This window comes from Blautia sp. NSJ-175 (assembly GCF_022867815.1).
GTDB classification, from domain to species: Bacteria; Bacillota; Clostridia; order Lachnospirales; family Lachnospiraceae; genus Blautia; species Blautia celeris.
Genome location: NZ_JALIFQ010000010.1, coordinates 53214 through 80212, shown reverse-complemented (window position 1 = coordinate 80212; position 26999 = coordinate 53214). Strand labels below are relative to the sequence as shown.

The window sequence follows — 26999 nt, the reverse complement described above, 5'->3', positions numbered from 1 at the left end:
TTTTGCAGTAAAAAATCCTGCAAAACGCCGTTTTTTCGCCTCCTTAAGGAGTCTTCAGAAAATGTTTTGTTGCCTTTTTGTTAAAATTATAGTATTATTAGTTAGAATTATCGTAGCCGGCTGATACAGTAAAGGATAAGCGGCTGCGAATTATTAAGAAGAGAAGGTGATAAACCTTGATAAAAGAGAACCAGAAGCATTTTAACCGTCTGCAGGTGGTGATCGATGCTTTTGTGATTGCACTCTCTTATTTTCTGGCTTGGGTCATTAAGTTTTATGTACCTTTCCTGAACGACAATGTAGGAAGATTACCTTTCCGGGTCTATATGTCAGCACTGCTGTTCATTGTGCCCGGATATTTGATATTAAATTATGCGTTTAACATGTATACGCCTAAGCGTATGCAGGGGCGGAGACTGGAACTGTCCAATATCATCAAGGCCAATACCATTGGGATGTTCCTGTTTGTGGGAGTTTTATATCTGGTCAAGCAGATAGATTTCTCCCGTCATGTGATTTTTATTTTTTATGTGGTCAATATTTTTCTGGAGACGCTGTCCAGGAACCTCATACGACTGGGGCTTCGCCAGATGCGCTCCAAGGGATATAATCAGAAGCATGTACTTTTAGTTGGATACAGCCGTGCAGCAGAGGAATACATTGACCGCATTCTCGCCAATCCCCAGTGGGGATATAAGGTGCGGGGGATTCTGGATGATCATATTGAAGCCGGTACAGAGTATAAGGGAATCAAGGTGCTGGGACGGATCGCCAACCTTATGGTGATTCTGCCGCAGAATCATCTGGATGAGATTGCCATCACTCTGGGACTGAATGAATATTACCGTCTGGAACAGATTGTGGCTCTCTGTGAAAAATCAGGAGTACACACGAAGTTTATACCGGATTATAACCGCATTATCCCCACAAAGCCTTATACGGAGGACATTCTGGGACTGCCGGTCATCAATATCCGATATGTGCCGCTTTCCAATACGTTCAATGCCCTGATCAAGCGCATTATGGATCTGGGAGGCGCGCTGGCCGCAATTGTATTGTTTTCACCGGTTATGCTTTTCTCGGTGATCATGATAAAACTCACATCTCCCGGGCCGCTTATTTATAAGCAGGAGAGGGTGGGTCTGCACAACAGGAATTTCATGATGTACAAATTCCGCTCCATGGATGTGCAGCCGCCCGAAGAGGAGAAAAAAGCCTGGACCGTTAAGGATGACCCACGGGTCACTAATTTCGGCAAATTTATGAGAAAGACAAGTATCGACGAACTGCCTCAGCTTTTCAATGTACTGCGCGGAGAAATGAGTCTGGTTGGTCCCAGACCGGAGCGCCCCTTCTTTGTGGAGAAGTTCCGGGAAGAGATTCCCAGATACATGATCAAGCATCAGGTACGCCCAGGACTTACAGGATGGGCGCAGGTGAATGGATACAGGGGAAACACCTCCATCCGTAAACGAATTGAGTATGACCTGTACTACATTGAAAACTGGACCATTGGACTTGACATTAAGATACTGTTTCTCACAGTTTTTAAAGGCTTTGTAAACAAAAACGCTTATTAGTAAATAAGGGGAAGTGAAATGGCAAAAAAGAACAAAAGCGTCAGAAGGCGCAGAAAAAGAAGAGTGCTTTTTGGTATTGAACTGTTTGTACTGCTGATCTTGGTGGGCGGACTCTTCATATACGCAAAAGTCAATGAAAAGATGAATAAACTGGATATTGACACCAGCTCAGATGAGGCCAGCAAGGTCGAAGTCAATGAGGCAGTGGTTGGCAGTAAGACGCTGAAGGGATTTACCAATATTGCCTTGTTTGGTGTGGATAACAGGAAAGAAGACGTAAAATCAGGACAGAGTGATACCACGATCATTGCCAGCATTAACAATGACACGAAGGAAGTAAAACTGGTTTCTCTTTACAGGGATACCTATTTAAATATTGGCAATGACAAGTATACCAAATGTAATGCAGCATATAACAACGGCGGGCCGACACAGGCAATGTCCATGATCAACACAAACCTGGATTTGAATATTACCAATTATGTGGCTGTTAATTTCAAGGCTCTGGCTACGGCAATTGATTGTCTGGGCGGTCTGGATGTGGAAATGACATATGTTGAGCTCAAGAATATGAATGACTACTGTGTAGAGACTTCAGAAGTGACAGGTATGGATTATGAGCCGATTGAAATGCCGGAATACCCGGGTGATGATAAACAGGAATCAGAGATTTTAGGTTCTTTTCATCTAAACGGTGTACAGGCTACCTCATATTGCCGTATTCGATATACCAGCGGCTGGGATATGAGGCGTACAGAGCGTCAGAGATATATCATTTCTCTTATTGTGGAAAAAGCGAAAAAAGCCAGCCTGTCTACATTGAATGATATTATGGATCAGGTATTTCCGATGATCGCAACAGACTTCAGCAAGAGCGAACTGATTAAATTGGGAATGGGTATCCTGTCCTATAAACTGGGTGAGACCAGCGGATTCCCCAACAGCAGTTTAATGGGCGATGAGGTTAAGAATGCCATTGGCCTTGACTGTGTGGTACCGACAACACTGGAGACCAATGTTAAGGCACTCCATCAGTTCCTGTTCGGTGATCAGGCTTATGAACCCTCTGACATAGTAAAACAGAGAAGCGATTATATAGCAGGACATACAGGATTCGGAAACTCCTATGTGAGTGATGAACAGAAGGCGCTTATCAGTGACAGGGCTTCTACCTATGACGGCTCTGCCGATACGCAGTCAAGCAGCGGAACAAGCACTTACAGTGATACGGATGACAGTGATTACAGCGATTATTCCGACTACAGTGACAGCGGATCCTCTGATTACAGCAGCGGCGGATCTTCTGATTACAGCGACAGCGGATCCTCTGATTACAATGACAGCGGGTCTTCCGATTATGGTGACAGCGGATCCTCTGATTACAACAGCGGTGATGATTATAATGATTCCGGTGATTCAGGAGAATCCGGCAATAACTATGACAACGGATATGAAGGCAGCGGTGATGACGGCTCCGGCGGCAGCAGTTCCGGAGAATCCGGTGACGGCGGGGGCTATAACAACGAGGATGATGATTACAGCGAATAAAAAATGAGAAAAGCGGCAGGGGATGTTGTGTGGATAACGCAGCATCCCCTTGTGCCATATAGAGGAGAAATTCTATGGATTCCTATACAGTGTCAGTGATAATACCGGTATACAAACCGGATGAAAAATTCAGAAAACTGGTGGAAGGCCTGAAAAGGCAGACCTATCCCATAAAAGAGATCCTGATCATGAACACGGAAAAAGAATACTGGAAAGATACCTGGGTTTTGGGGATGGAGAATGTCCGGGTGGAGCATTTGAAAAAAGAGGACTTTGACCACGGCGGAACAAGAGCCAGGGCAGCAGCCATGACCACAGGCAATATTCTGGTCTTCTTTACACAGGACGCGGTGCCATATGATGAACATGTGGTGGAAGAATTGGTAAAGCCCTTTCAGGATCCGCAGGTGGGGGCAGCCTATGGCAGACAGCTTGCGGACAGGGACTGCAGGATCATAGAAAAGTACACACGTTCCTTCAATTACCCGGCAAAAAGCAGGATAAAGAGCAGGGAAGACCTGCCGGAGCTGGGAATCAAAACCTTTTTCTGTTCCAATGTATGTGCGGCCTACAGAAGAAGTGCATATGAGAAGCTGGGCGGATTTATAACGCATACCATTTTCAATGAGGACATGATCTTTGCCGGACGGCTGATCCTGGACGGAGGCAGTGTGGCTTACCGGGCAGATGCCAGGGTAGTCCATTCCCACAACTATGGATGTATGCAGCAGTTCAGACGCAATTTTGACCTGGCAGTCTCTCAGGCTGACCACCCGGAAGTCTTTGCCGGCATCCGCTCTGAGAGCGAGGGAATCCGTTTGGTAAAACAGACGGCAGGATACCTATGTAAGATACACAAGCCCTGGCTTATAGGGGAGCTGGTGGTGAAAAGCGGATTTAAATTTCTGGGATACCGGATGGGAAAATCCTACCGCCGCCTCCCAAAATCCGTAATAAAATTTTGCACGATGAATGCTTCTTACTGGACATCAACACAATAATCTGCTAAAATAGGCCATGTTTCATGGATAGAAGGACAAATATGCCGGATAATAAGACAAAGAATACATGTTTTGCATCCGGTTACATGGAGGAAATGATTATGTGTGGAATAGTTGGTTATATCGGAGAAGAACAGGCAGCACCTATTTTGCTGGAAGGCCTGGAGAAACTGGAGTACAGAGGATACGATTCCGCGGGAATTGCTGTCTATAACGGAACGACCATTGAGATGATGAAATCCATGGGAAGGCTGAAAATTCTGGATGAGCTCACCCACGGCGGAGCAACCCTGCCGGGAACGGTAGGGATCGGACATACCAGATGGGCTACCCACGGTTCTCCGTCCGATGTCAATGCCCATCCCCATTTCAATAAAGATAAATCCATCGTAGTGGTACATAATGGAATTATCGAGAACTATATGAAACTGAAGAAGAAACTGGAATCCAAAGGCTATGAATTTGTGTCAGAGACTGACACAGAGATCATTGCTCACCTTTTGGATTATTACTATAAAGGGGACCCGTTAGAGACGATCGCAAAAATTATGCACCGCATGGAAGGTTCCTATGCACTGGGCATCATGTTCAGTGATCAGCCGGATAAACTCTATGCAGTGCGGAAAGACAGTCCTCTCATCGTGGGAAGAAGCAGCGTGGGCAATCTGATCGCCTCCGATGTTCCGGCAGTGCTGAAATACACCAGAGATGTATATTTTATTGAAAATGAAGAGATTGTCTGCATGACAAAGGATGACATTACCTTCTACAATATTGATGAGGAGGAGCTGGAGAAAACGCCCACCACAATTGAATGGGATATTGACGCTGCGGAAAAAGGCGGCTATGAGTTCTTTATGCTCAAGGAGATGTATGAACAGCCCCAGGCTGTCGGCGACACTCTTAATCCCCGCATTAAGGATGGAAATGTGGTCATTGAGGAGCTGGGAATGTCTGACGACGAGATCCGCAGCATCCGCAAGATCTACATGATCGCCTGCGGTTCCGCTTACCATACCTGTGTGTCCGCAAAATATGTGTTTGAAGGGCTGGCGAGAATTCCGGTTGAGGTGGATCTGGCAAGTGAGTTCCGCTACCGCCATCCCATCTATGAGCCGGATACCCTGGCGATCATTGTGAGTCAGTCAGGAGAAACTGCGGACTCCCTGGCAGCTCTCCGGGAGGCAAAAGAGCATGGAATCCGGGTACTGGGGATCGTCAATGTGGTGGGAAGCTCCATCGCCAGGGAAGCGGACAATGTGATGTATACCTGGGCCGGCCCGGAGATTGCGGTTGCCACCACCAAGGCATACAGCACACAGCTCATCGCCCATTATCTGCTGGCTCTGAAATTTGCAAAGGCCAGAGGTGAGATTGACGACGCGCAGATGGCAGAGATGGTGGAGGATTTGAAGAAGCTTCCGGGACAGATTGAGATGCTTCTGGAGAATAAGAAGAGAATCCAGAAATTCGCCAACCGTTATCTGGCTACAGAGCATGTATTTTTCATCGGCAGGGGCCTGGATTACGCCATTTCCCTGGAGGGCTCCCTGAAATTAAAAGAGATCTCCTATATCCATTCCGAGGCGTATGCTGCAGGGGAATTAAAGCACGGCACCATTTCCCTGATCGAGGAGGATACGCTTGTGACAGCGGTTGCCACCCAGGAGGAGCTTTACAAGAAAACCCTCAGCAATATCCAGGAGGTCAAGACAAGAGGCGCCTTCGTGCTGGCTGTGACCAATGTAGGCAATACAGAAATTGAAAAAACAGCGGATTATGTGATCTATCTGCCAAAGACAAATAAATATTTCACCAATTCTCTGGCAGTGGTACCTCTTCAGCTTTTTGCGTACTATGTATCTCTCGGAAAAGGGCTGGATGTGGATAAACCGAGAAACCTGGCAAAATCTGTAACTGTAGAATAGAATTTCATTTTTTCTTTGCTGTTTTATCACAATTTGAACACAAATGGCTGGTAGACTATGTTTCAGAAAGATAAATAGTAAGATATTTCAGGATAGATAGCAGTGAAGGGAGAATGTATCATGAGTGAAGAATTCAATGAGGGCATGAATGAGAACCGCGGCATGGCGGAAGAACATAAGGGACCGGAAGAAAATCCTTCCATTACGGAAACTCCGGGCAGCGTAAACTTTACCATGAAAGAAGCCGCAGAAGAAAAAACAACAGAGCAGGAGCAGACAGCACCGGGTTATGGAAACGCAGAAGCGGCTTCAGAAACACCGGTATATGGAAATACAGATACAGCGTCAGGAGCGGCTGAAGCCGGTGCTCCTCAGCAGCCGGCAGGTGGACAGCAGAGAGCAGAAGAACCTGCGCCGGCCCCTACGCCGGAAAATCCTGTATATGCCAGGTCCTACAAAAGCGAGTCCGGAAAAGAAGAATGGTATGAGAAGGAACGGAAGAAAAACTATGATTCCTATAAATTTACCTCCCCCATTCCTCCGGAAAACAATAAAAAAGAAAAGCCCGGAAAATCCCAGGGCGGAATCGGCAAGAAACTGGGAACAGCGGCAGCCTGTGCGGCAGTGTTCGGTCTGGTGGCAGGCATTGTCTTCCAGGCCACCAATTATGTGGGCGATAAAGTAAACCCGAAAGAGAATGTAAAAATAGAAAACACTCAGACAACAGGAGATACTCCCGCAAAGGGAAAGGATGCAATCAGCACCGGCAGCTCCAACACATCCGGTGCGACTGTAGCGCAGGTGGCAAAGAACGCCATGCCCTCCATTGTCTCTATTGTAGGGGTGAGTGTTCAGGAGCTTCCTGACATCTACAAATATTTCTATGGACAGCAGGCACAGGAGGCCACAAGCAACGGTTCGGGAATCATTGTGAGCCAGAATGACACAGAGCTTCTGATCGCCACCAACAATCACGTGGTAAGCGGTGCGGATTCCCTGACGGTATTCTTCACCAATCAGGACGGCAGCGCGGTTACCAGTTCCCAGGTGGAGAAAACCAGCAGCGAACAGGGTGTCGACGGGGAAGAAACGGAAAGTCCGGGCAGTGCAGTGGCAGCTCAGGTAAAAGGTACGGATGCTGATAATGACCTTGCAGTTATCTCTGTAAAGCTTTCCGATATCCCTCAGGATATTCTGGAGGAGATCAAAGTAGCCACCATCGGTGATTCCGACTCTTTGACTATGGGTGACCAAGTAGTGGCTATCGGCAATGCCCTGGGATACGGGCAGTCTGTGACCAGCGGTTATGTAAGTGCCCTGAACCGTCAGGTGAGCTCTGAGAATGCAGACAGCACATTTATCCAGACAGACGCAGCCATCAATCCGGGCAACAGCGGCGGCGCCCTTCTGAATATGAATGGGGAGCTGGTGGGCATCAATTCAGCGAAAATCGCCTCCAATGAAGTGGAGGGTGTGGGCTTCGCGATTCCAATCTCCAAAGCAGAACCGATCCTGGATGACCTGATGAGCAAAGAGACCAGATATAAAGTGGAAGATGAAAATAAAGCATCATATCTCGGCATCACATGTACGGATGTGACATCCGAGGCAGTTCAGGTGTACGGTATGCCTGTAGGTGTCTTTGTATACAGCCTGGAAGAAAACGGTCCGGCAGCACAGGCCGGTATCCAGAAGGGCGATGTCATCCTGAAAATTGACGGAACAAGCCTGAATACCAGAGATGAGCTGATCGAGAGACTGCAGTATTACGAAGCAGGGGAGAGCGTGGATTTTGTTATCTCACGTGCCCAGAACGGTGAGTACAAAGAACAGACCATAACCGTAACACTGGGGGCCAAGAAAGACGCCAAGACAACAACCCAGGAAGAGGAAAAGAGCCGTTAAAGTTAAAAAACAGCAGACAGAGGTGTCTGCCTGTACATGGAAGTGTGCAGGCAGATGCCTTTTTCTTCGCCGGCTTTACAGGCAGTTAATGAAAAGTTTACTTGTTACTCATATGAATTTGTGATAAGATACCCACAAACGATAGAAAAATGTAACGATTCAGTTTACTGAACAGATACAAAAAATCACTAATAATCAAATTTTATATAGAAAAGGCAGGGAGAATAGGAAATGGCAGACGATAAGGACTATTTGGAGAAATCCGAAAAAGACAAGTTAACCGCAGATAATTCCTCAAATGACGAGGAAGACTATGAAAAAATCTGTTTCATGTGCAGAAGGCCGGAGAGCAAAGCAGGGAAAATGATTGACCTGCCAAACGATATCCATATCTGTGTGGAATGCATGCAGAAAAGCTTTGACACCATGAACAACGCACCGATTGACTATAACGATTTAATGAAGAACATGCCCAACGTGAGCATGATCGATCTGAACACGCTGCAGAACCAGATTCCAAAGCGTCAGCGGGTGAAAAAGAAAAAAGAGGAACCAAAGCAGGAAAATACAGCATCCAAGGCATTTGACATCCGAAGTATCCCGGCGCCCCACAAAATAAAAGCCAGCCTGGATGAATACGTGATCGGACAGGAACGGGCCAAGAAGGTCATGTCAGTAGCTGTCTACAACCATTATAAGAGAGTATTTGCGGACAGGGCGGATGATATTGAAATTGAAAAGTCCAATATGCTGATGATCGGGCCGACAGGAAGCGGCAAGACTTACCTGGTCAAGACACTGGCAAGACTTTTAGATGTACCCCTGGCAATCACAGACGCTACCTCATTGACTGAGGCAGGATATATCGGCGATGATATTGAGAGTGTTGTCAGCAAGCTTCTGGCAGCGGCAGGCAATGATGTGGAGCGTGCAGAGCACGGAATCATTTTTATTGATGAGATTGACAAAATCGCAAAGAAAAAGAACACGAACCAGAGAGACGTAAGCGGTGAGGCCGTACAGCAGGGAATGCTGAAGCTGCTGGAGGGCAGTGAGGTGGAGGTTCCGGTGGGGGCCAACAGCAAGAATGCCATGGTGCCTCTGACCACTGTGGATACCAAGAATATTCTCTTTATCTGCGGCGGAGCCTTTCCGGATCTGGAGAATATTATCAAGGAGCGTCTGAATAAGCAGGCATCCATCGGTTTCTTTGCTGACCTGAAAGACAAGTATGACCATGATGCCAATATACTGGATAAGGTGATCGTGGATGACCTGAAGAAGTTCGGCATGATTCCGGAGTTTTTGGGACGTCTCCCCATTATCTTCACACTCAGCGGTCTGACAGAGGAGATGCTGGTGCAGATTCTCAAGGAGCCTAAGAACGCCATTTTAAAACAGTACCAGAAGCTGCTGGCACTGGATGAGGTGAAGCTGGAATTTGACGACGGAGCCCTTGGTGCGATTGCGAAGATGGCCCTGGAGAAACATACAGGCGCCAGAGCCCTGCGCGCGATTCTGGAGGAATATATGCTGGATATCATGTATGAGATTCCAAAGGATGAGAATATCGGGGAAGTCATAATCACAAAGGAATATATTGAACACACCGGAGGCCCCAGAATACTTCTGCGGGGCCAGGAGATTCCGAGGATCAGCATGAACTGACAGCAATGTGAAGGAGCAGTACTTTACAGCTTACCTGTATAAAAAAGGACTGCTGCATCAGAAGCCATCGGCCTGATGCAGCAGCCCTTCGGATACAGGATATCCTGCAGACCTGCGGTGTATTATTTGGCAGGAACAACCTCCAGCCAGTAGCCGTCCGGGTCCGCGATGAAATAGATGCCCATATCGTGGTTTTCAAAACAGATGCAGCCCATTTTTTCGTGAAGCGCATGAGCCTCCTCATAGTTATCAGCCTGAAATGCCAGATGGAATTCATTGTCGCCCAGGCTGTATGGTTCTTCTCTGTCACGGAGCCATGTCAGTTCCAGTTCAAAGTCTGTAGTATCATTTCCCACGTACACAATGATGAAGGAACCGTCATCCGCGGTGATGCGTCTTTTTTCCGTAAGCCCCAGTGCCTCCTGGTAAAATGTCAGAGAGCGTGACAAGTCAGCTACATTATAATTCTCATGTATCATTTGAAATTTCATAAAAAACAGCCTCCTTTTCTTTTTTTATATTATAAAATAAGTAAGGGCAGATGACAATAAGGCATCGGAAGAAAAAAATTATAAATTGCATATTATTCTTTTGCTTTTTTCCAGAAAGTATGGTAGGATTATAGAAGAAAGAGAAATATTCATAGATCTATTCATGTCGAATCAGACGATTACCCATTTGTTGCGATTTTTAAAGAAAGGATTAATATAATGAGAGAAAAATATGAGTCCCTGTCTTTGGGGGCATTAAAAGAAATTGCCAAGGCCAGAGGAATGAGAGGAATTTCCACCCTGAAAAAAAGTGAATTGGTGGAGCGCATGGTGCAGGAAGATGACAAGGAGCGCCAGATGAAGGAGAGCAGTGCTCCCCAGGAAAGCGAACAGGAATCCAGAAATGGGTCAAGAGCGGGCAAGGCAGAAGAACGCCAGGAGACAAGAGCATCCGGCCGCCAGGAAGAGCGCCAGGAGACAAGAGCATCCGGCCGCCAGGAAGAGCGCCAGGAGACAAGAACGTCCGGCCGTCAGGAAGATCGTCAGGAGTCCCGCACCTACGTCAGAAAAGAAGAAAAGCAGGAGAGCCGTACAGAGCGCCCGCCTATGGAGCAGTCAGACTTGGACAGCGGCATGAGTGTGAGCGGCATTCTGGAAGTGCTGCCGGACGGCTATGGGTTTATCCGAAGTGAGAATTATCTGCCGGGTGAGAACGACGTGTATGTGTCTCCCTCACAGATCCGCAGATTTAATCTGAAGACCGGGGATATTCTCCGGGGTAATACAAGAGTGAAGAGCCAGAACGAAAAGTTTTCTGCCCTCCTTTACGTGACATCCATTAACGGAATCAAACCGAATGAGATGCGCAGGCTGAATTTTGAGGACATGACCCCTATATTCCCCAATGAGAGACTGCACCTGGAGCGTCCGGGCGGAAGCCTTGCCATGCGTATTGTGGACTTAGTCAGCCCAATCGGCAAAGGGCAGAGGGGTATGATCGTGTCTCCTCCGAAAGCAGGTAAGACAACCCTCTTAAAAGACGCTGCCAAATCCATTTTGAAAAACAATCCGGAGATGCACCTGATCATCCTGCTGATCGATGAGCGGCCTGAGGAGGTAACAGATATCAGGGAAGCCATTCAGGGACCGAATGTGGAGATCATCTACTCCACTTTTGACGAGCTGCCGGAACACCACAAGCGAGTTTCCGAAATGACCATAGAACGTGCAAAACGTCTGGTGGAGCATAAGAAAGATGTTACCATATTCATAGACAGTATTACAAGGCTGGCAAGAGCCTACAACCTGACCGTTCCGCCAAGCGGCCGTACGCTGTCCGGCGGTCTTGACCCGGCGGCGCTGCACATGCCAAAGCGCTTCTTCGGTGCTGCCAGAAATATGAGAGAGGGCGGAAGCCTGACGATCCTTGCCACAGCCCTTGTGGATACCGGAAGCAAGATGGATGATGTGGTTTACGAGGAGTTCAAGGGTACCGGCAACATGGAGCTGGTTCTGGACAGAAGACTTCAGGAAAAGCGCGTATTCCCGGCTATTGATATTTCCAAATCAGGTACCAGAAGAGAGGATCTTCTGCTCACAAAAGAGGAGCATGAGGCAGTGGATATCATGCGCAAAGCCCTGAACGGAATGAAGGCAGATGATGCCCTTGAGAACATCTTAAATATGTTCGCACACACCCGCAATAACAATGAATTTGTACAGACAGTGAAAAAACAACGATTTCTATAATAATGCTTGCATTTATAAAAATCATATGCTATAATTTAAAAGCTGTTTGAATTTGTAAAACGCAAAATAAAGATAAATAACAAACGATAGAAGAGGTGAAAAAGATGAAAGAAGGAATCCATCCAAACTACCAGGAATGTACAGTAGTATGCAACTGTGGAAATACATTTAAAACAGGCTCTACAAAGAAAGAACTCCACGTAGAAGTTTGCTCTAAATGTCATCCTTTCTATACAGGACAGCAGAAAGCTGCACAGGCTCGTGGACGTATTGATAAGTTCAACAAAAAATACGGCATGGACAAATAAAAAAACGGGAGAGGCTGAGGTTTTAGGACTTCAGCCTCTTATTGTATATCCTGAGCAGTATAGTATCTGCTTTGGCAAATCGCTGCTGCTTTTGGGGATTTGTATGATATGGAGGTATAGATGAAATCATCTAACATCGGCGGACAGGCAGTCATGGAAGGCATCATGATGCGTCATCAGGATCAATACTCCATAGCTGTCAGAAAGCCGGACAAAGAGATTGAAGTTAAGATAGAAGACTACAAGAGTTTTATTAAGAACAAAAAGATACTCTCTCTTCCTATTATCAGAGGCGTGTTCAATTTCATTGATTCGCTGGTAGTGGGCACAAAATGCCTGATGTACTCCGCAACCTTCTTTGAGGAGGAAGAGGAGGAGATTAAAAAGAGAGAAGCCCTGAATCAGGAAGAACGGGAAAAATACGACGCAAAACAGAAGAAACAGGAAAGTATCCTCATGACAGGAACCGTGATCTTTTCTGTGATCCTCTCTGTAGGTCTGTTCATGGTGCTGCCGTATCTGATCGCCAGCCTGCTGCACAGGGTAGGCGCTTCGGAGACAGGGGTGACCCTGGCGGAGGCGCTGGTGAGAATCCTGCTCTTTTTGGGATATCTGCTTTTGATTTCCAAGATGGAGGATATCCAGAGAGTGTTCATGTACCATGGGGCAGAGCACAAGTGTATTAACTGTGTGGAACACGGAAAGGCCCTGACCGTGGAAAACGTTATGGAGAGCTCCAGACTCCACAAACGCTGCGGGACCAGCTTTCTGTTTTTTGTCATTGTTGTGAGTATTATATTTTTCCTGGGATTTTTTGCTGTTGTGCCGGTACATACCATGTGGCTGCGGGTTGTGATCCGTATTCTGCTGGTGCCGGTGATCGCCGGTATTTCCTATGAAATTATCAGGCTGGCGGGAAGAAGTGAGAATCCTGTGGTGTGTGCGCTTTCAAAGCCGGGTATGGCTATGCAGAAGCTGACCACAAAAGAACCCACACCGGATATGGCGGAGGTTGCCATCGCGGCGGTGGAGGCAGTCTTTGACTGGAAGGCATATCTTCTGGAAAATTTCCCGGATGCCCGTGAGAAGATCGCACAGGCGGAAGAAGACCGCATGGCCGCTTCACACAGATGTGAAACAGGAGAGGGCTGTTATGCAGACGCATAGAGAACTTCTTCTGGAGGGAAGAAAGACACTGGAAGAAGCCGGAATCGCAGACAGTACAACTGATGCATGGCTTTTGATGGAATATATAACAGGCATGACACGGGCTTCCTATTTTATGAGGGAGAACGAGGAAATGTCTCGGGAGCAGGCAGAGAAATACAGGGAGATGATCAGGAGACGTGCACAGCACATTCCTCTCCAGCACATCACCCACGAGGCCTGGTTCTATGGATTGAAATTTTATGTGGATGAGCATGTGCTGACTCCACGGCAGGATACGGAAGTTCTGGTAGAGGAAGTGCTCCTCGAAGCCGGGAAGATGCAGGCGGGCAGCAGCAGATCCAGGATTCTGGATATGTGCACAGGCAGCGGCTGCATTTTGCTGGCTCTTTTGTCCGTTTTAAAAGAAGCGGAGGGGGTTGGAGCGGATTTATCCGAAGAAGCCCTTGCTGTGGCAGCAAAAAACAGCAGAGAGATGGGGATACCGGCTGTATGGAAAAAAAGTGATCTATTTGCAGATATCAGTGAAACGTATGACATTATCGTTTCCAATCCGCCTTATATAGAGAGTCATGTCATTGACAGCCTGATGGAGGAAGTAAGGGACCACGAACCGAGAATGGCCCTTGACGGGACCGCGGATGGTCTGTACTTTTACAGAAGGATATCATGTGAGGCGGGGGATCATCTGAAGCCCGGAGGGATTCTGGCTTTTGAGATCGGATATAACCAGGGCGGCCCGGTGCGCCTTATGCTGCAGGATGCCGGATATACAGAGATAAGAGTAGTGAAGGACCTGGCAGGCCTTGACAGGGTGGTGCTGGGAAGAAAGAAACAGGAGGAACACCATGTTTGATAAGTTAGATGATATTTTGATTCGTCTGGAGGAGATTTTAAATGAGTTAAATGAGCCTACAGTTGCGAATGACACGGCGCGCTTCCAGAAGCTGATGAAGGAACAGAGCGATCTGCAGCCCATAGCGGACGCGTATCGTGAATATAAAAATTGTAAACAGACAGTAGAAGACAGCCTTATGATGCTGGATGAAGAGTCAGACCCGGAGATGCGCGAGATGCTCAAAGAAGAACTCTCAGACGCCAAGAAGCGTATTGAGGAGCTGGAGCGCGAGCTGAAGATCTTACTTCTGCCGAAGGACCCCAATGATGAGAAGAACGTTATTGTGGAAATCAGAGCAGGTGCAGGCGGAGACGAGGCAGCGCTTTTCGCGGCGGAGATCTACCGTATGTATGTGAAATTTGCGGAGTCCCAGAACTGGAAGACAGATATGATGAGCCTCAATGAGAACGGCATCGGCGGTTTCAAAGAGGTCACTTTCATGATCAACGGAAAAGGCGCTTATTCCAGGCTGAAGTATGAAAGCGGTGTACACCGCGTCCAGCGTGTGCCTGAGACAGAGAGCGGCGGCCGTATCCATACCTCCACCATAACGGTGGCAATCATGCCGGAGGCAGAGGAGATTGACTTCCATCTTGATATGAATGACTGTAAGTTCGACGTATTCCGTGCTTCCGGAAACGGCGGCCAGTGTGTCAACACCACAGATTCTGCGGTACGTCTGACCCATATCCCCACAGGAATCGTCATCTCCTGCCAGGATGAAAAGTCACAGCTCAAGAATAAAGACAAAGCGCTTAAGGTGCTTCGTTCCAGACTGTATGAGATGGAGCTGGAGAAGCGCCACGACGAGGAGGCAGAAGCCAGAAGAAGCCAGGTGGGTACCGGGGACCGCTCTGAGAAGATCAGGACCTATAATTTCCCCCAGGGACGTGTGACAGATCATAGGATCAAATTGACACTGCATCGTCTGGACGGTGTGCTGAACGGTGATCTGGAAGAGATCATAGACAGTCTTACGGCTGCAGACCAGGCGGCTAAGTTGACGAAAATGAATGATAAATAACATAAGACAGCCGTTGTGCTGTGAAAAATGGGGCTGCTGCACCGGTGAATAATAGGTGTAGCAGCCCCATTTTATAATTGTACGGTGTTTTAAAATGCGAACTTACATTATTTTCCATCTGCCTGTCAACTATTCTTTTTTATTTTTATATCTGTTATAATCAAATTATATATAATGTAGAGGGCGGATGATAAAATGAAAATTAAAATGAAAAACTGGTTTTATAAACTAAAGTTATATCCATCTTTGATGCTGACCTTCAACAGTATCTTTATATTGGCAGTTCTTATAATCTTAGCCACTTCGGCAATCATAACAGGTAAAATAACCGTGAAAAACTATTCAACATATGCTTCGCAGTTCATTCAGGACCTATCAAGGAATGTGGAATATATTACAACTGATGTAGAGAATAAATCACGATTTATTCTTTCAGACTCCAGCATCCAAAATATGCTGACAGCAGAACATCAGAATCCCTCCTATAATAATATTTTGCAGCAGGCTAAGGAGGAAATCACCAGATTGATTATGGAACAGGATTATATTGAATCACTCTCTGTTTTTGATTTAAACGGAAATGGTTTTACAGTTGGGGATAGTCCTTCTTATATCAGCAATCTGTCAGTATGGAAGAAACAGAGCTGGTACCCTGATGTGATTCAGAAAAAAGGGAATTTTATATGGGTAAGTTCTGATTTTAGTGGAATCAGAGAACAGAAAAATAAAATTTTGTTTGCCAGAGTGATTAATAAAAGAGACACTGTAGACGGAATTGGAATTCTCATGGTTGTTCTTGACAATGAATATCTGTCTAAAATGGTAGATAGCCTGAGCAATCCTGCTATAGGGGAATTTTATATATATGGGGGTGAGAGCGAGTTATTGTTTGGACCTGAAACAGAAAATCAGGAAGTACAGGAGTTCATAAGCGAAATAAAAGCTGCAGAAAAAGAAGAAATAGACAGTAAAAGAAATGGAAAATATTTTGTTACAGGATGTTATGACACTCACATGGAATGGAACTATTTGTGTGTAGGCATGGTGAGTGCTGTCCTGAGCAGTCAGTGGATTAATATCCTAATCGTGGCGCTTGTCACATGTTTCGTGATCATCATTGCCTCTTACATATACAGCCGGTTTTCGCATGGCGTTACGCGGGAGCTTCAAAATCTGAATGAGATTATGGGGCGCGCAGAGGACCAGAACTTTAAGGAAGAGATTAAAATCAGAAGGATTGATGAGTTCATTCAACTCGGAGATGCGTACAATAGGTTGATCAACCGCATACATATTCTTGTAAACGAGGTCATGAGGGAAAAGTTAAATGCAAAGCAGGCCCAGCTTGAAAACCTGCAGGCACAGATCAATCCTCATTTTCTCTATAATACGCTGGACTGCATCAGTTGGAAGGCAATGGCAAATGACCAAACAGAAATAGCAGAAATGATTCAGTGCCTTTCCAAAATGTTCAGGTTCAGTTTGGGCAGGGGAGAAAAAGAAATTGAGCTGTCAAAAGAAGTGGAAAACACCAGAAACTATCTCCTGCTGCAGAAAAAAAGATTTGAGGATAAGCTGGTATACCTTATTGATATACCGGAGTCTGTGATGAAATACCGGGTTATCAAATTTTTTCTTCAGCCGTTGGTGGAGAACAGTATCCTGCATGGCATTCAGTCAAAACCTGAAAAAGGATATATTGGTATCTCAGCCGAGGAAGAGGATAGAGAACTGGTGATTTGTGTCTGGGATAACGGAACAGGAATCGATGAGAAACAGGTTGCTGTGCTGCTGGACGGAAATACCTATGATAACAGCGGAAAAAGGCACAGACATGGCATTTATAATGTAAATGAACGATTGAAAATGCGTTACGGGGAAGACAGCGCATTGAGGTTCGAGAACCGGAAAAATGGAGGGACGAAGGTCACTATACGGATTCCTGTAGACAAACTGAGGCAGGACGATTAGGGAAGGAGCAGAGGAAGCAATGTATCAGGTGTTATTGGTGGATGATGAGCCTGTGATTCTGAGAAACATAAGCAAAGTCATTGATTGGGAAAAATTCGGGTTTTCTATCTGTGCAACGGCAGAATGTGGAGAGGAAGCATGCAGATTACTGAAGGAGTACAGGCCGAACCTTGTGATAACCGATGTGATGATGCCGCAGATGAACGGTATTGAGCTGGCAGAATTTATAGGAGAAAATTACCCAAAAACAGAGGTTATCATAATCAGCGGATATGATGAGTTTGATTTTGCCCGTTCTGCCATGCGGGCAGGGGTCATGGAATATATTATGAAACCCACTAAAAAAGAAGAGCTGGAGCAGGCTCTGCAGAAGGTCTATGAAAGGATTCAGAGAAAAGCGGACCTGGAGAGAAATATCAGGGAACTCAGGGAAGAGGCAGAGAAAAATATTCCCATACTGAAAAACCAGTTTTTTAGTGAATTGGCAGATAAAATTATTCCAGAGGGGCAAAACCTGATGGAGAGTCTGAAGTATTATGGTTCAGAACTGAAAGGAGACCCATTCAGACTCTGGTGTTTTGATTTGGACCGGGAAGAAATTTGTGACACTATACCTGAAATGCGTGAACTGTTGTGGGTACAGTTGAGGATGATCATCAGAGAAAATACCAAAGGGCTGTTTGTCAGTGATTCTTTTGTAAAGGGAAAGCATTTGCTATATGTAGTTGAGGATTCTGATACACTGCCGGAGGGAAAATCCATGGAGGAACTGCTTGAAATTATACTGAGTGAGTTCAAAAATCTTACAAGAACTAGTTTGTCCGTGGGAGTCAGCTGTGTATATGAAGATTATCATAAATTATATATGGCGAGAAAGGACTGTGAGGCGGCTCTGGAGGAAAGATGCAATCTGGGAGAGGGAAGCTGTATTTTCTATGATGAGGTCAGAGTATTTTCAAATGAAAGTGTGGAATATGATCATGAACTTATGAACCAGATATGTATGAAACTCAGGGCTTTAAATAAAAAAAGTGCAGTTAAGCTGATTGAAAAAATATATGTGGAGATGAGAGAAAATAAAGCCATATACCAGCAGTTTTACAGCCAGACCATTCTTATCTTAACAGAGCTGTTTAATATCTCTCCGGATGAGGAGAGAAAGAAAAAAATCAGGGAAGTGATCGCTGCGCTTAATGACTATAAAACAGGCGATATGCTGAGAGACCTTGTTCTGGAAATTACAGAGGAGACCGTGGATGAAGCGGCAGCAGATTCGGCGGGAAAAAACAGGGAGATTATGGGGCAGATTGTACATTATGTGGACGAGCATCTTGGAGAAGAAATCTCCCTCGCAGATGTGGCTGACGCTGTTCATCTGAGTAAAAATTATTTGTGCAGTATATTTAAAAGAGAACAGGGTGAGACGTTCTTTTCTTATCTTACCAAAGTCAGGATGGATCGTGCGAAGCAGCTTCTGCGGAGGACGGAACATAAAGTTTATGTAATCGCTGAAATGGTGGGATATACGGATTATCCTTACTTTTCGCAGGTGTTTAAAAAACATACGGGAATTACCGCCGGTGAATACAGAGAAATTTATGCCGGTGAATAAAACCATGGGAAGAATAAAATAGGTTGCAGTTTTACAGAAAATGTAAGGCTGCAGCCTATTAATATATATAAAATAAAATGATGAATATATTTAACGCAGTCGGAATATATTCTATATTTTTCGTTAATCTGTAATGATAGAATCTAAACATAGATAAAACACGAATCAAGGAGGTAAGAAAATGGGAAAGACGAAAAAAATAAGTATGTTGTTGGGAATAACAGCAATGATTGGAACGCTGGCGGGATGCGGAGGCAATGATGAGGTAAATGATGCGGCTGGTAATGAAGGCAGTAAATCGGAAGCCAATGCCGAAATATCTATTTTGGTACATTTTGATCCGGAAACGGACAATCCCGCAAAGTTAGACAGTTTTCAGGAGGCTGCGGATAAGCTTGGTTATAAGATCAATATCGAGCGTGTGGACGATGCAACTTATAAAACAAAAATCAGGGTTATGCTTCAGGCAAATGAGCTGCCGGATTTGTTTTATACATGGGGAGGTTCTTATAGTGAACCTTTTTTAGCGGCGAATGCCCTTTATCCTTTAGAAGATGCGATTGAGGAATCCGGTTATACACTTTATGATACCTATGCACAAAAGGACGAGAATGGTCATAACTATGTTGTGCCCACAGGGGCCCTGGAATCCTACTGTCTCTTTTATAACAAAGCAGTTTTTGAAGATATGGGCAAAGAGGTTCCTGCAGACTGGGAGTCATTATTGGATGTAGTAGATGCGTGCAATGCCAAGGGAATCGGGGCCATGGGACTTGGAGATAAAGATCGATGGGAAGGCGACCTCTTTTATAATATGATGGTGGTGCGGGAAGATGCAGATGCATTTGCAGACGCTATGAAAGACGGAGGTACTTTTACCAGTAAACCATTTGTGGAGGCTGCGGAAAAGGTGGAGACACTGATAGAAAGAAATGCATTTCAGACCGGTTATATGCAGGCAACACCATCAGAATGTGTAGAGCTGCTGAAAGCTGGAAAGATAGCAATGTATCCTACGGGTTCCTGGCAGGTATCCGCACTGCAATCTGATGAGAACTTAGGATGTACGGTATTTCCTAAAACAGGGGCAGAAGATCCATATCTATCCTGCTGTGGAAATGCTGCGGATGCGGGAATTGCAGTCAACGCGAATTCAGAGAACAAGGAAGCAGCAGCCAAACTGGCAGTGGAATACTCCAAGATTTTGAATGACCACCTTGCTGAAAACGGAGAGCAGACCTATTTTGAGACAGACATTGAAGAGGCCGGACAAACAGAAATGATGAAAACATATATCGAGAATTTCAAAAAAATGGAGAAAACACAGTTGTGGTGGTTCACATATCTGGATACTGCAATCGGTGAGCCTATGAGGGATTTATCCCAACAGCAATTTGCTGGCGAAGTGGACGCAGATAACTTTATCAAGCAGCTGGAAAGCATAATCAAAGGCGGATGATATAAAAGAAGTGCAGGGCTGTCCTTAAAATGAGGACAGTCCAGTTTGAAGGGGGAAGAAGAATGAAAAAAATGTTGTCCAACAAACCTGTTATTGCGCTGTTTATGATTCCGGGACTTCTTATATTCGCTTTTATTTTTGTTTATCCCATTTTGTATACCGTAAACCTGAGTTTTACATCATGGAAGGGAATCGGTCCGAAGGATTATGTGGGACTTCACAATTATATAAAACTATTTTCCAGTGACATGGTTTTTAGAAAAGCGCTTCTAAATACGCTGGTCATTCTGATAGTTGCAGTAATTGGGCAGTTAGTGCCAGCACTGTTTTTTGCCATGCTTTTATCAAGTATGAAAAAGAGAACGCGCTTTTTCAGAATCGCGTTCTTCATACCTGTGCTTTTATCTACCACAGCAATTGCGCTTATGTGGCAGAAAATCTACGATGTAAACTATGGACTTTTAAATGAATTTCTAAGAGTTGTAGGCTTGTCAAATTTTCAGCATGAGTGGCTGTCGGAAAAAGGTACCTGCCTGATCGCAGCCATTGTTCCGGTTATATGGCAGTGGATTGGTTACCACATGATTATTCTCTACGCGGGGCTAAAGGCAATCCCGGAACAATATGAGGAGGCAGCAAAACTGGACGGAGCCAATGGTTTTCAGGTAACATTCCGTGTTATTATTCCAATGCTTCGGGATATATTAAAAGTCTGCCTTGTGCTTGCTGTGGTGGGAAGCATTAAGATTTTCGACAATATTTATGTTATGACTGCAGGTGGTCCTTATAATCTTACAACAACCATAGCGATTCATATGTATAAGGAATCATTTTTGAAATTTAATTATGGTTATGGCAGTGCCATTGCAGTAATGCTCTGTGTGGTATGTATTGGGGTTTATCTGCTGATCAACAAGGTTATGTCAAGGGAACCCATGGAATATTGACAGGAGGAAATGGCAATGAAGAAGAAGAATACAGTCAAAATCATAATTTTAATAATATTTTCAGTGATTCAGATATTTCCGCTTCTATGGCTTATTAATTTTTCTCTGAAAAATAACAGTGAAATTTATACGGCCAGCTCATTAAGGCTGCCGGAAACTCCTGTATTTGGCAATTATGCGGAGGCATGGCTGAAAGGAAATGTGGCGGAATATTTTTTGAACAGTGTGCTGGTTACTTTTGTAAGTGTAGCCATCACAGTTGCGCTGAGCTGTATGATGGGATATGCGATCACGAGAATGAAATGGAGGGGAAGCAATGCCGCATTGGGATTCCTGATGCTGGGGATGATGGTTCCCATACATGCAACCCTGATTCCTCTGTTTTTGATCATGCAGAAAGCAGGACTGCTGAATACACATTGGTGTATCATTATCCCATATATAGCCGCGGGTCTGCCGCTGGCAGTGTTTATAATCAGTAATTTTCTCAGAAGTATCCCTCATGAACTGGAGGAGGCTGCATTTATTGACGGATGCGGTGTGATCAAATCGTTTGTACATATTATTATTCCGGTACTGAAACCGGCAGTTGCCACTGTAGCTATCTTCACCTTCATGAGCAACTGGAACGAGTTTATTATGGCATCCACTTATCTGCAGACTTCTGAACTGTATACCCTGCCTATTGGTCTGACTGCTTTTCGAGGCGCCTATTCAACTGCACTGGGCCCCATGGCTGCGGCAATTGTCATAACGTGTATACCGCTGATTCTGTTTTATTGTATCTGCAGTGAGCAGGTGGAGAAAAGTTTTGCAGCAGGAGCTGTGTTAAAGTAAATAAATGTAAAGGAGATTAAAGACAATGCAGACATCAAAAGAATGTGTACTGAATGCCATAGAGGGAAAAGGACCTGACAGAATTCCCATCTGTCTGGATTTTGATTCAGACGCTTTGAATCAGGCAATCACAAAGGATATATTGAAGGAGTACGATGCGGACATTTACATTGTATCCAGCTATGATCCTGAATTTGTACCTGTTGCGGAAGGATACAGCCAGTGGGGATATAAGATGGAGACCTTTGGAGAGACTATGGGGGAGGTAAAGAATCCGCCTCTGGAGTCCTGGGATAATTTCGAGAACTGGAAAAATCATCTGCCGGATTTCACAGCGCCCAGCAGATATACAGAGGCCAAAAGGCTCAGGCAGCTTTATCCGGATAAGTTTCTGGTAGGGGGGCTTGGCATGATGATGGAAGAAATAATCAATCTGCGGGGATATGCCAACTGCATGGTGGATTATTATGAAGAGGAAGAAAATATAAACCGATTGATCGACTGTCTCTATGAAGTGGGAAAACAGATGGTGGACGGTTATGCTGAGGCCGGTATGGATGCTGTTATGGCATGGGAGGACTGGGGGCTGCAGAGAGGGCCTATGATGTCATACGGAATGTGGGAAGAGTATTATTATGACAGGATGAAGAGTTTTGTGGATTACATCCATAAAAAAGGAATGAAATATTTCCTTCACTCCTGCGGGCATATTACATACCTTCTGGACATCTTTGTTGAATTTGGTGTGGACGTGATTCAGATGGACCAGCAGATGAATATGGGCTTGGAACTGCTGGGCAAATGGAACGGTAAGATATGTTTCCTGTGCCCTGTGGATATCCAGCATAGTGTGCAGATGACAAAGGAGGAGATGGGCAGCTATATCAGGGATATGGTACAGGCTCTGAGTACGGAAAAAGGAGGCTTTATGTACAAAGCTTATCCGCAGCCGGCGGCAATCCATATGACGGAAGCACAACTGAGACAGGAAATTGATTTTATGAAAAACTGCTGATGTAGCAAAGAATTAAAGTGGAACTGCCGGGCAAAAAGTATGGGATGATACTTTTTGCCCGGCATATTTTATTATGAAGAAAAAAGAGATATGCTGCTGCCTGCACGATAATTCCAGGTTGTATATGACAACACATCTATGATACAATAGGAAGCATAATCAGAGTTGCTTCCTGTTACCATAAGGAAAATGACATTGCATTTCCCGGTAAATTGTAATATATTATGGAAGTAAGTATTTTATGGTAAGAGTGGTAATTGGTATTCTGACGCCTGATCTCCAGGCGGACAGACTGGTAACATATAGAATTTATAAACGAGGAACGGGAGAAAAATCATGAAAAAAACAGCACTGGTAATCATGGCAGCCGGAATCGGCAGCCGCTTTGGAAAAGGAATCAAGCAGCTTGCAAAAGTGGGGCCGAGCGGTGAGATCATCATGGATTATTCCATTCACGATGCCCTGGAGGCAGGATTCAACAAAATCGTATTCATCATCAGGAAAGACATAGAGGAAGAATTCCGTGAAGTGATCGGAAACAGGATCGAGAAGGTGGCAGAGGTGGAATATGTATTTCAGGATCTGCAGGACCTGCCCGAAGGATTTACCTGCCCGAAGGAGCGCACAAAGCCATGGGGAACCGGACAGGCCATCCTGGCAGCCAGAGAAGTGCTCAAAGAGCCGTTTATCGTCATCAACGCAGACGATTACTACGGCAAGGAAGCTTATGTAAAGATCCATGACTATCTGGTGGAAGAGCATGAGGATACAGGTAAGCTGGATATCTGCATGGCCGGATTTATTCTGGAGAACACACTGAGCGACAACGGTTCTGTGACCAGGGGCATTTGCTCTCTGGATGAGAATAAGAATCTGGTGGGAATCGCGGAGACCTACAATATTAAGAAGACAGAAGAGGGTCCGGCCGTGGAGACAGAGGACGGCGGCCTTTGTATGCTGGACCCCAAGAACCTGGTATCCATGAATATGTGGGGGTTGACACCTGCATTTTTAAGAACACTGGAAGAGGGTTTTGTGGAATTCTTAAAGGAATGCGGTCCGGAGGATTTGAAGAAGGAATATCTTCTTCCCACTATCGTGGATAAGCTCATCAAAGAGAACAAGGCAGATGTGGCTGTGCTCAAGACACATGACACCTGGTTTGGCGTTACATATCAGGAAGACAAGGAAAAAGTAATGGAAGCTTTCGCAGATCTGGTAGAGCAGGGCGTATACAAAAAGGATTTATACGCATAGACAGGCAGTGCCGCAGGCATCCGGATTCCACAATAACAGTGACAAATCACAAAAAATGTGATATTTTATAATACGGTAACGAAAAGATAAAGAAATTGGACATTTGTATAAGGAGTCAGTTATGGGAAAATATTTTGGAACAGACGGTTTCCGCGGGGAAGCTAACGTAAACCTGACAGTAGAGCATGCATTTAAAGTGGGACGTTTCCTGGGATGGTATTTCGGACAGGAGCATAAGGCGCAGATCGTGATCGGCAAGGACACCAGAAGAAGCAGCTATATGTTTGAATATTCACTGGTTGCAGGTCTGACAGCGTCCGGCGCAGATGTATATCTTCTGCATGTGACCACCACACCCAGCGTTTCCTACGTTGTGCGCACAGAGAACTTTGACTGTGGTATCATGATCTCAGCCAGCCACAATCCATTCTATGACAATGGAATTAAGATCATCAACGGCAACGGACAGAAGATGGAAGCATCCGTTGAGGAGCAGATCGAAGCGTATATTGACGGAAAGGTACCGGAGCTGCCTCTGGCAAAGAGAGAGGATATCGGCCGCACAGTGGACTTCTCCGCAGGAAGAAACCGCTATATCGGATATCTCATCTCCATTCCGACACGTGCCTTTAAGAATAAAAGAGTGGGCCTTGACTGCGCAAACGGCAGCGCATCTGCCATTGCAAAGAGTGTATTTGATGCGCTGGGTGCCAAGACCTATGTGATCCACAATGACCCGGACGGAACCAATATCAATACAAACTGCGGTTCCACACATATTGAGGAACTGAAAAATTTTGTCAGGGAAAATCATCTGGATGTGGGCTTTGCCTATGACGGAGATGCTGACCGCTGTATCGCAGTGGATGAGAACGGCGATGAAGTGAACGGTGACCTGATCATGTATGTATGCGGAAAATACATGCAGGAGCAGGGCAAGTTAAACAACAACACCATTGTCACCACCATCATGTCCAACCTGGGTCTTTACAAAGCCTGCGAGAGAGAAGGCATTGCATACGAGAAGACAGCCGTGGGCGACAAATACGTCTGCGAGAATATGATGGCAAACGGCCACTCTATCGGAGGCGAGCAGTCCGGCCACATTATCTTCTCCAAACACGCCACTACAGGTGACGGCATTCTGACTTCCCTGAAGCTGATGGAAGTCATCATTGAGAAAAAACAGCCTCTCAGCATGCTGACCAAAGAAGTGAAGATTTATCCGCAGGTACTGAAAAATGTGCGGGTATATGATAAGAAGGAAGCCAGAGAGAATCCGGAAGTGGTGAAAGCCATTGTAGAGGTGGAAAAAGCCCTGGGCGATGACGGAAGGATTCTGGTGCGCGAGAGCGGTACAGAGCCTGTGATCCGCGTAATGGTGGAAGCAGCTTCCAATGAGATCTGTGAAGAAAATGTAGATAAAGTGATTGCTGTCATGAGGTCTGAGAATCTGATCGTACAGTAAACGAACGGGGAATTTATTTGTGAAGGGAAAATTTATTGTTCTGACAGGATGCATCCTCTGTCTTATGGCAGGATGCGGAAAAGAGACACCCAGCTATTATGAACTGGGCGCGGAAGATTTAGAGGGGAAAAAATATCAGAGTGCCATCGAAAACTTTGAGCTGGCCATCGCCGAGGAGAAATATGAGGTGGAGGCTCTCAGGGGAGAGGGCATTGCCTATCTGAAAATGGGAAAATACGAAGAGGCACAGCAGGCTCTGGAAAAAGCCAGGGACCTGGCCGCTGATTCGGAGAAGGCCATGAGAGCCGACATTTTGGCATATCTGGCTGTGGTGCAGTACCAAAGAGGTGACTTTGAGGGAAGTGCAGCCACCTGCGACCAGATGCTGGATGTGAAGAACAGTAAAGAGGGATATTTCCTCAGGGGAACGGCCTATCTCCATCTGGATCAGTATGATAAGGCGGCATCCGACTTTGGAAAAGTGGCTGCAGATTCCAAAGAGTATAATGACTATCTGGAAATCTACCGTGTATACGAAGAGTGTGACATGAAGGCTGACGGAGAGTCTTATCTGGAGATGGCCCTGGATATAGAGGCCGGTGATGAGCGGGACCACTATGACAGAGGCCGTGTCTACTACTATCTGGAGGAGTATGATAAGGCAAAAAAAGAGCTGACCACAGCCTACAATGACGGATATAAAGAGGCAGCCATTTATCTGGGCAAGGTATACGCGGAACAGGGCGATACGGCCAATGCCCGGGCAAATTATAAAGAGAGCCTGAGTGAGCAGTCACTGCAGGCAAAAGCTTACAACGGTATGGCTTACTGCGATATCCTGGACGGAGACTATGACAGTGCCCTCTCCAATATTCAGAAGGGACTGGACACGGGGGACCAGGACGAGAAACAGGCACTTCTGTTCAATGAAATCGTGGCCTATGAAAAGAAGATGGACTATGCGTCTGCAAAAGAAAAAATAACCGCATATCTGGAGGCTTATCCTACAGATGAGAGAGCAGTGAAAGAAAATTATTTTCTGGAGACAAGGTAAAGAAACGCCGGATTTCCGATATATCAGAACAGAGTATGGCATAATACTCTGTTCTTTTATCTTTTTATACAGATAAAATCTGCTGCTGCATACAGAGGCGCCGGATACAGCG

21 protein-coding genes are annotated in these 26999 nt (G+C 45.5%); 20 read left to right on the top strand and 1 reads right to left on the bottom strand.

Annotated elements, in window-relative coordinates; translation table 11 throughout:
• Nucleotides 1-176 precede the first annotated feature (176 nt).
• The 6 genes from MUB35_RS16495 (at nucleotide 177) to clpX (ending at nucleotide 9630) form a co-directional block, all read left to right on the top strand.
• Entirely contained in the window at nucleotides 177-1580 is a 1404-nt protein-coding gene (locus tag MUB35_RS16495; RefSeq protein ID WP_033141276.1) for an undecaprenyl-phosphate glucose phosphotransferase, read from the top strand.
• Between the two features lie 18 nt (nucleotides 1581-1598).
• Nucleotides 1599-3128: an LCP family protein gene (locus MUB35_RS16490; RefSeq protein ID WP_033141275.1), complete on the top strand. Its 1530-nt coding sequence runs from the start codon at nucleotides 1599-1601 to the stop codon at nucleotides 3126-3128.
• Between the two features lie 74 nt (nucleotides 3129-3202).
• Nucleotides 3203-4129: a glycosyltransferase gene (locus tag MUB35_RS16485; protein ID WP_033141274.1), complete on the top strand. Its 927-nt coding sequence runs from the start codon at nucleotides 3203-3205 to the stop codon at nucleotides 4127-4129.
• A 101-nt stretch (nucleotides 4130-4230) separates the two neighbouring features.
• Nucleotides 4231-6057 carry a glutamine--fructose-6-phosphate transaminase (isomerizing) gene (glmS, locus tag MUB35_RS16480; protein WP_033141314.1) on the top strand — a complete coding sequence of 609 codons (1827 nt, stop codon included), beginning with the start codon at nucleotides 4231-4233 and terminating at the stop codon, nucleotides 6055-6057.
• A 120-nt stretch (nucleotides 6058-6177) separates the two neighbouring features.
• The gene (locus MUB35_RS16475) at nucleotides 6178-7962 is read left to right on the top strand and encodes a trypsin-like peptidase domain-containing protein (protein ID WP_033141273.1); all 1785 of its coding nucleotides are present in this window, start codon (nucleotides 6178-6180) and stop codon (nucleotides 7960-7962) included.
• A 231-nt stretch (nucleotides 7963-8193) separates the two neighbouring features.
• Nucleotides 8194-9630 carry an ATP-dependent Clp protease ATP-binding subunit ClpX gene (gene clpX, locus MUB35_RS16470; RefSeq protein WP_033141272.1) on the top strand — a complete coding sequence of 479 codons (1437 nt, stop codon included), beginning with the start codon at nucleotides 8194-8196 and terminating at the stop codon, nucleotides 9628-9630.
• 122 nt (nucleotides 9631-9752) lie between these two features.
• On the opposite strand, the gene MUB35_RS16465 is transcribed toward clpX, so the two are convergent.
• On the bottom strand, nucleotides 9753-10121 hold the full coding sequence (locus MUB35_RS16465) for a VOC family protein (protein ID WP_033141271.1): 369 nt from the start codon (nucleotides 10119-10121) through the stop codon (nucleotides 9753-9755).
• Between the two features lie 219 nt (nucleotides 10122-10340).
• Here MUB35_RS16465 and rho point away from each other — a divergent pair, with 219 nt between their 5' ends.
• From rho to MUB35_RS16395, 14 genes are all read left to right on the top strand, one after another.
• A complete protein-coding gene (gene rho, locus MUB35_RS16460) occupies nucleotides 10341-11870 on the top strand; it encodes a transcription termination factor Rho (protein WP_033141270.1) in 1530 nt (509 codons plus the stop codon).
• A gap of 104 nt (nucleotides 11871-11974) precedes the next feature.
• Complete coding sequence (rpmE, locus tag MUB35_RS16455) at nucleotides 11975-12178, top strand: 50S ribosomal protein L31 (protein WP_018593782.1); 204 nt, start codon at nucleotides 11975-11977, stop codon at nucleotides 12176-12178.
• Between the two features lie 120 nt (nucleotides 12179-12298).
• Entirely contained in the window at nucleotides 12299-13345 is a 1047-nt protein-coding gene (locus MUB35_RS16450; protein WP_033141269.1) for a DUF1385 domain-containing protein, read from the top strand.
• Nucleotides 13332-14201, top strand: a complete 870-nt coding sequence (prmC, locus tag MUB35_RS16445; RefSeq protein WP_033141268.1) for a peptide chain release factor N(5)-glutamine methyltransferase — start codon at nucleotides 13332-13334, stop codon at nucleotides 14199-14201. The genes MUB35_RS16450 and prmC overlap by 14 nt, the downstream gene beginning before the upstream one ends.
• Nucleotides 14194-15267 (top strand): peptide chain release factor 1, encoded by a 1074-nt coding sequence (prfA, locus tag MUB35_RS16440; RefSeq protein WP_033141267.1) that lies wholly within the window; start codon nucleotides 14194-14196, stop codon nucleotides 15265-15267. The genes prmC and prfA overlap by 8 nt, the downstream gene beginning before the upstream one ends.
• A gap of 195 nt (nucleotides 15268-15462) precedes the next feature.
• Complete coding sequence (locus MUB35_RS16435; protein ID WP_033141266.1) at nucleotides 15463-17238, top strand: sensor histidine kinase; 1776 nt, start codon at nucleotides 15463-15465, stop codon at nucleotides 17236-17238.
• A 19-nt stretch (nucleotides 17239-17257) separates the two neighbouring features.
• On the top strand, nucleotides 17258-18850 hold the full coding sequence (locus MUB35_RS16430; protein WP_033141265.1) for a response regulator transcription factor: 1593 nt from the start codon (nucleotides 17258-17260) through the stop codon (nucleotides 18848-18850).
• A 181-nt stretch (nucleotides 18851-19031) separates the two neighbouring features.
• Nucleotides 19032-20309: an ABC transporter substrate-binding protein gene (locus MUB35_RS16425; RefSeq protein ID WP_103731406.1), complete on the top strand. Its 1278-nt coding sequence runs from the start codon at nucleotides 19032-19034 to the stop codon at nucleotides 20307-20309.
• Between the two features lie 62 nt (nucleotides 20310-20371).
• Nucleotides 20372-21256: a carbohydrate ABC transporter permease gene (locus MUB35_RS16420; protein ID WP_033141263.1), complete on the top strand. Its 885-nt coding sequence runs from the start codon at nucleotides 20372-20374 to the stop codon at nucleotides 21254-21256.
• Nucleotides 21257-21271: 15 nt separating this feature from the next.
• The gene (locus tag MUB35_RS16415) at nucleotides 21272-22093 is read left to right on the top strand and encodes a carbohydrate ABC transporter permease (protein ID WP_052099430.1); all 822 of its coding nucleotides are present in this window, start codon (nucleotides 21272-21274) and stop codon (nucleotides 22091-22093) included.
• Between the two features lie 25 nt (nucleotides 22094-22118).
• Complete coding sequence (locus MUB35_RS16410) at nucleotides 22119-23108, top strand: uroporphyrinogen decarboxylase family protein (RefSeq protein WP_033141261.1); 990 nt, start codon at nucleotides 22119-22121, stop codon at nucleotides 23106-23108.
• A 336-nt stretch (nucleotides 23109-23444) separates the two neighbouring features.
• Entirely contained in the window at nucleotides 23445-24365 is a 921-nt protein-coding gene (locus MUB35_RS16405; protein WP_033141260.1) for a nucleotidyltransferase family protein, read from the top strand.
• 121 nt (nucleotides 24366-24486) lie between these two features.
• Nucleotides 24487-25833: a phosphoglucosamine mutase gene (gene glmM, locus MUB35_RS16400; RefSeq protein WP_033141259.1), complete on the top strand. Its 1347-nt coding sequence runs from the start codon at nucleotides 24487-24489 to the stop codon at nucleotides 25831-25833.
• 19 nt (nucleotides 25834-25852) lie between these two features.
• Complete coding sequence (locus MUB35_RS16395) at nucleotides 25853-26887, top strand: tetratricopeptide repeat protein (RefSeq protein WP_033141258.1); 1035 nt, start codon at nucleotides 25853-25855, stop codon at nucleotides 26885-26887.
• Nucleotides 26888-26999 lie beyond the last annotated feature (112 nt).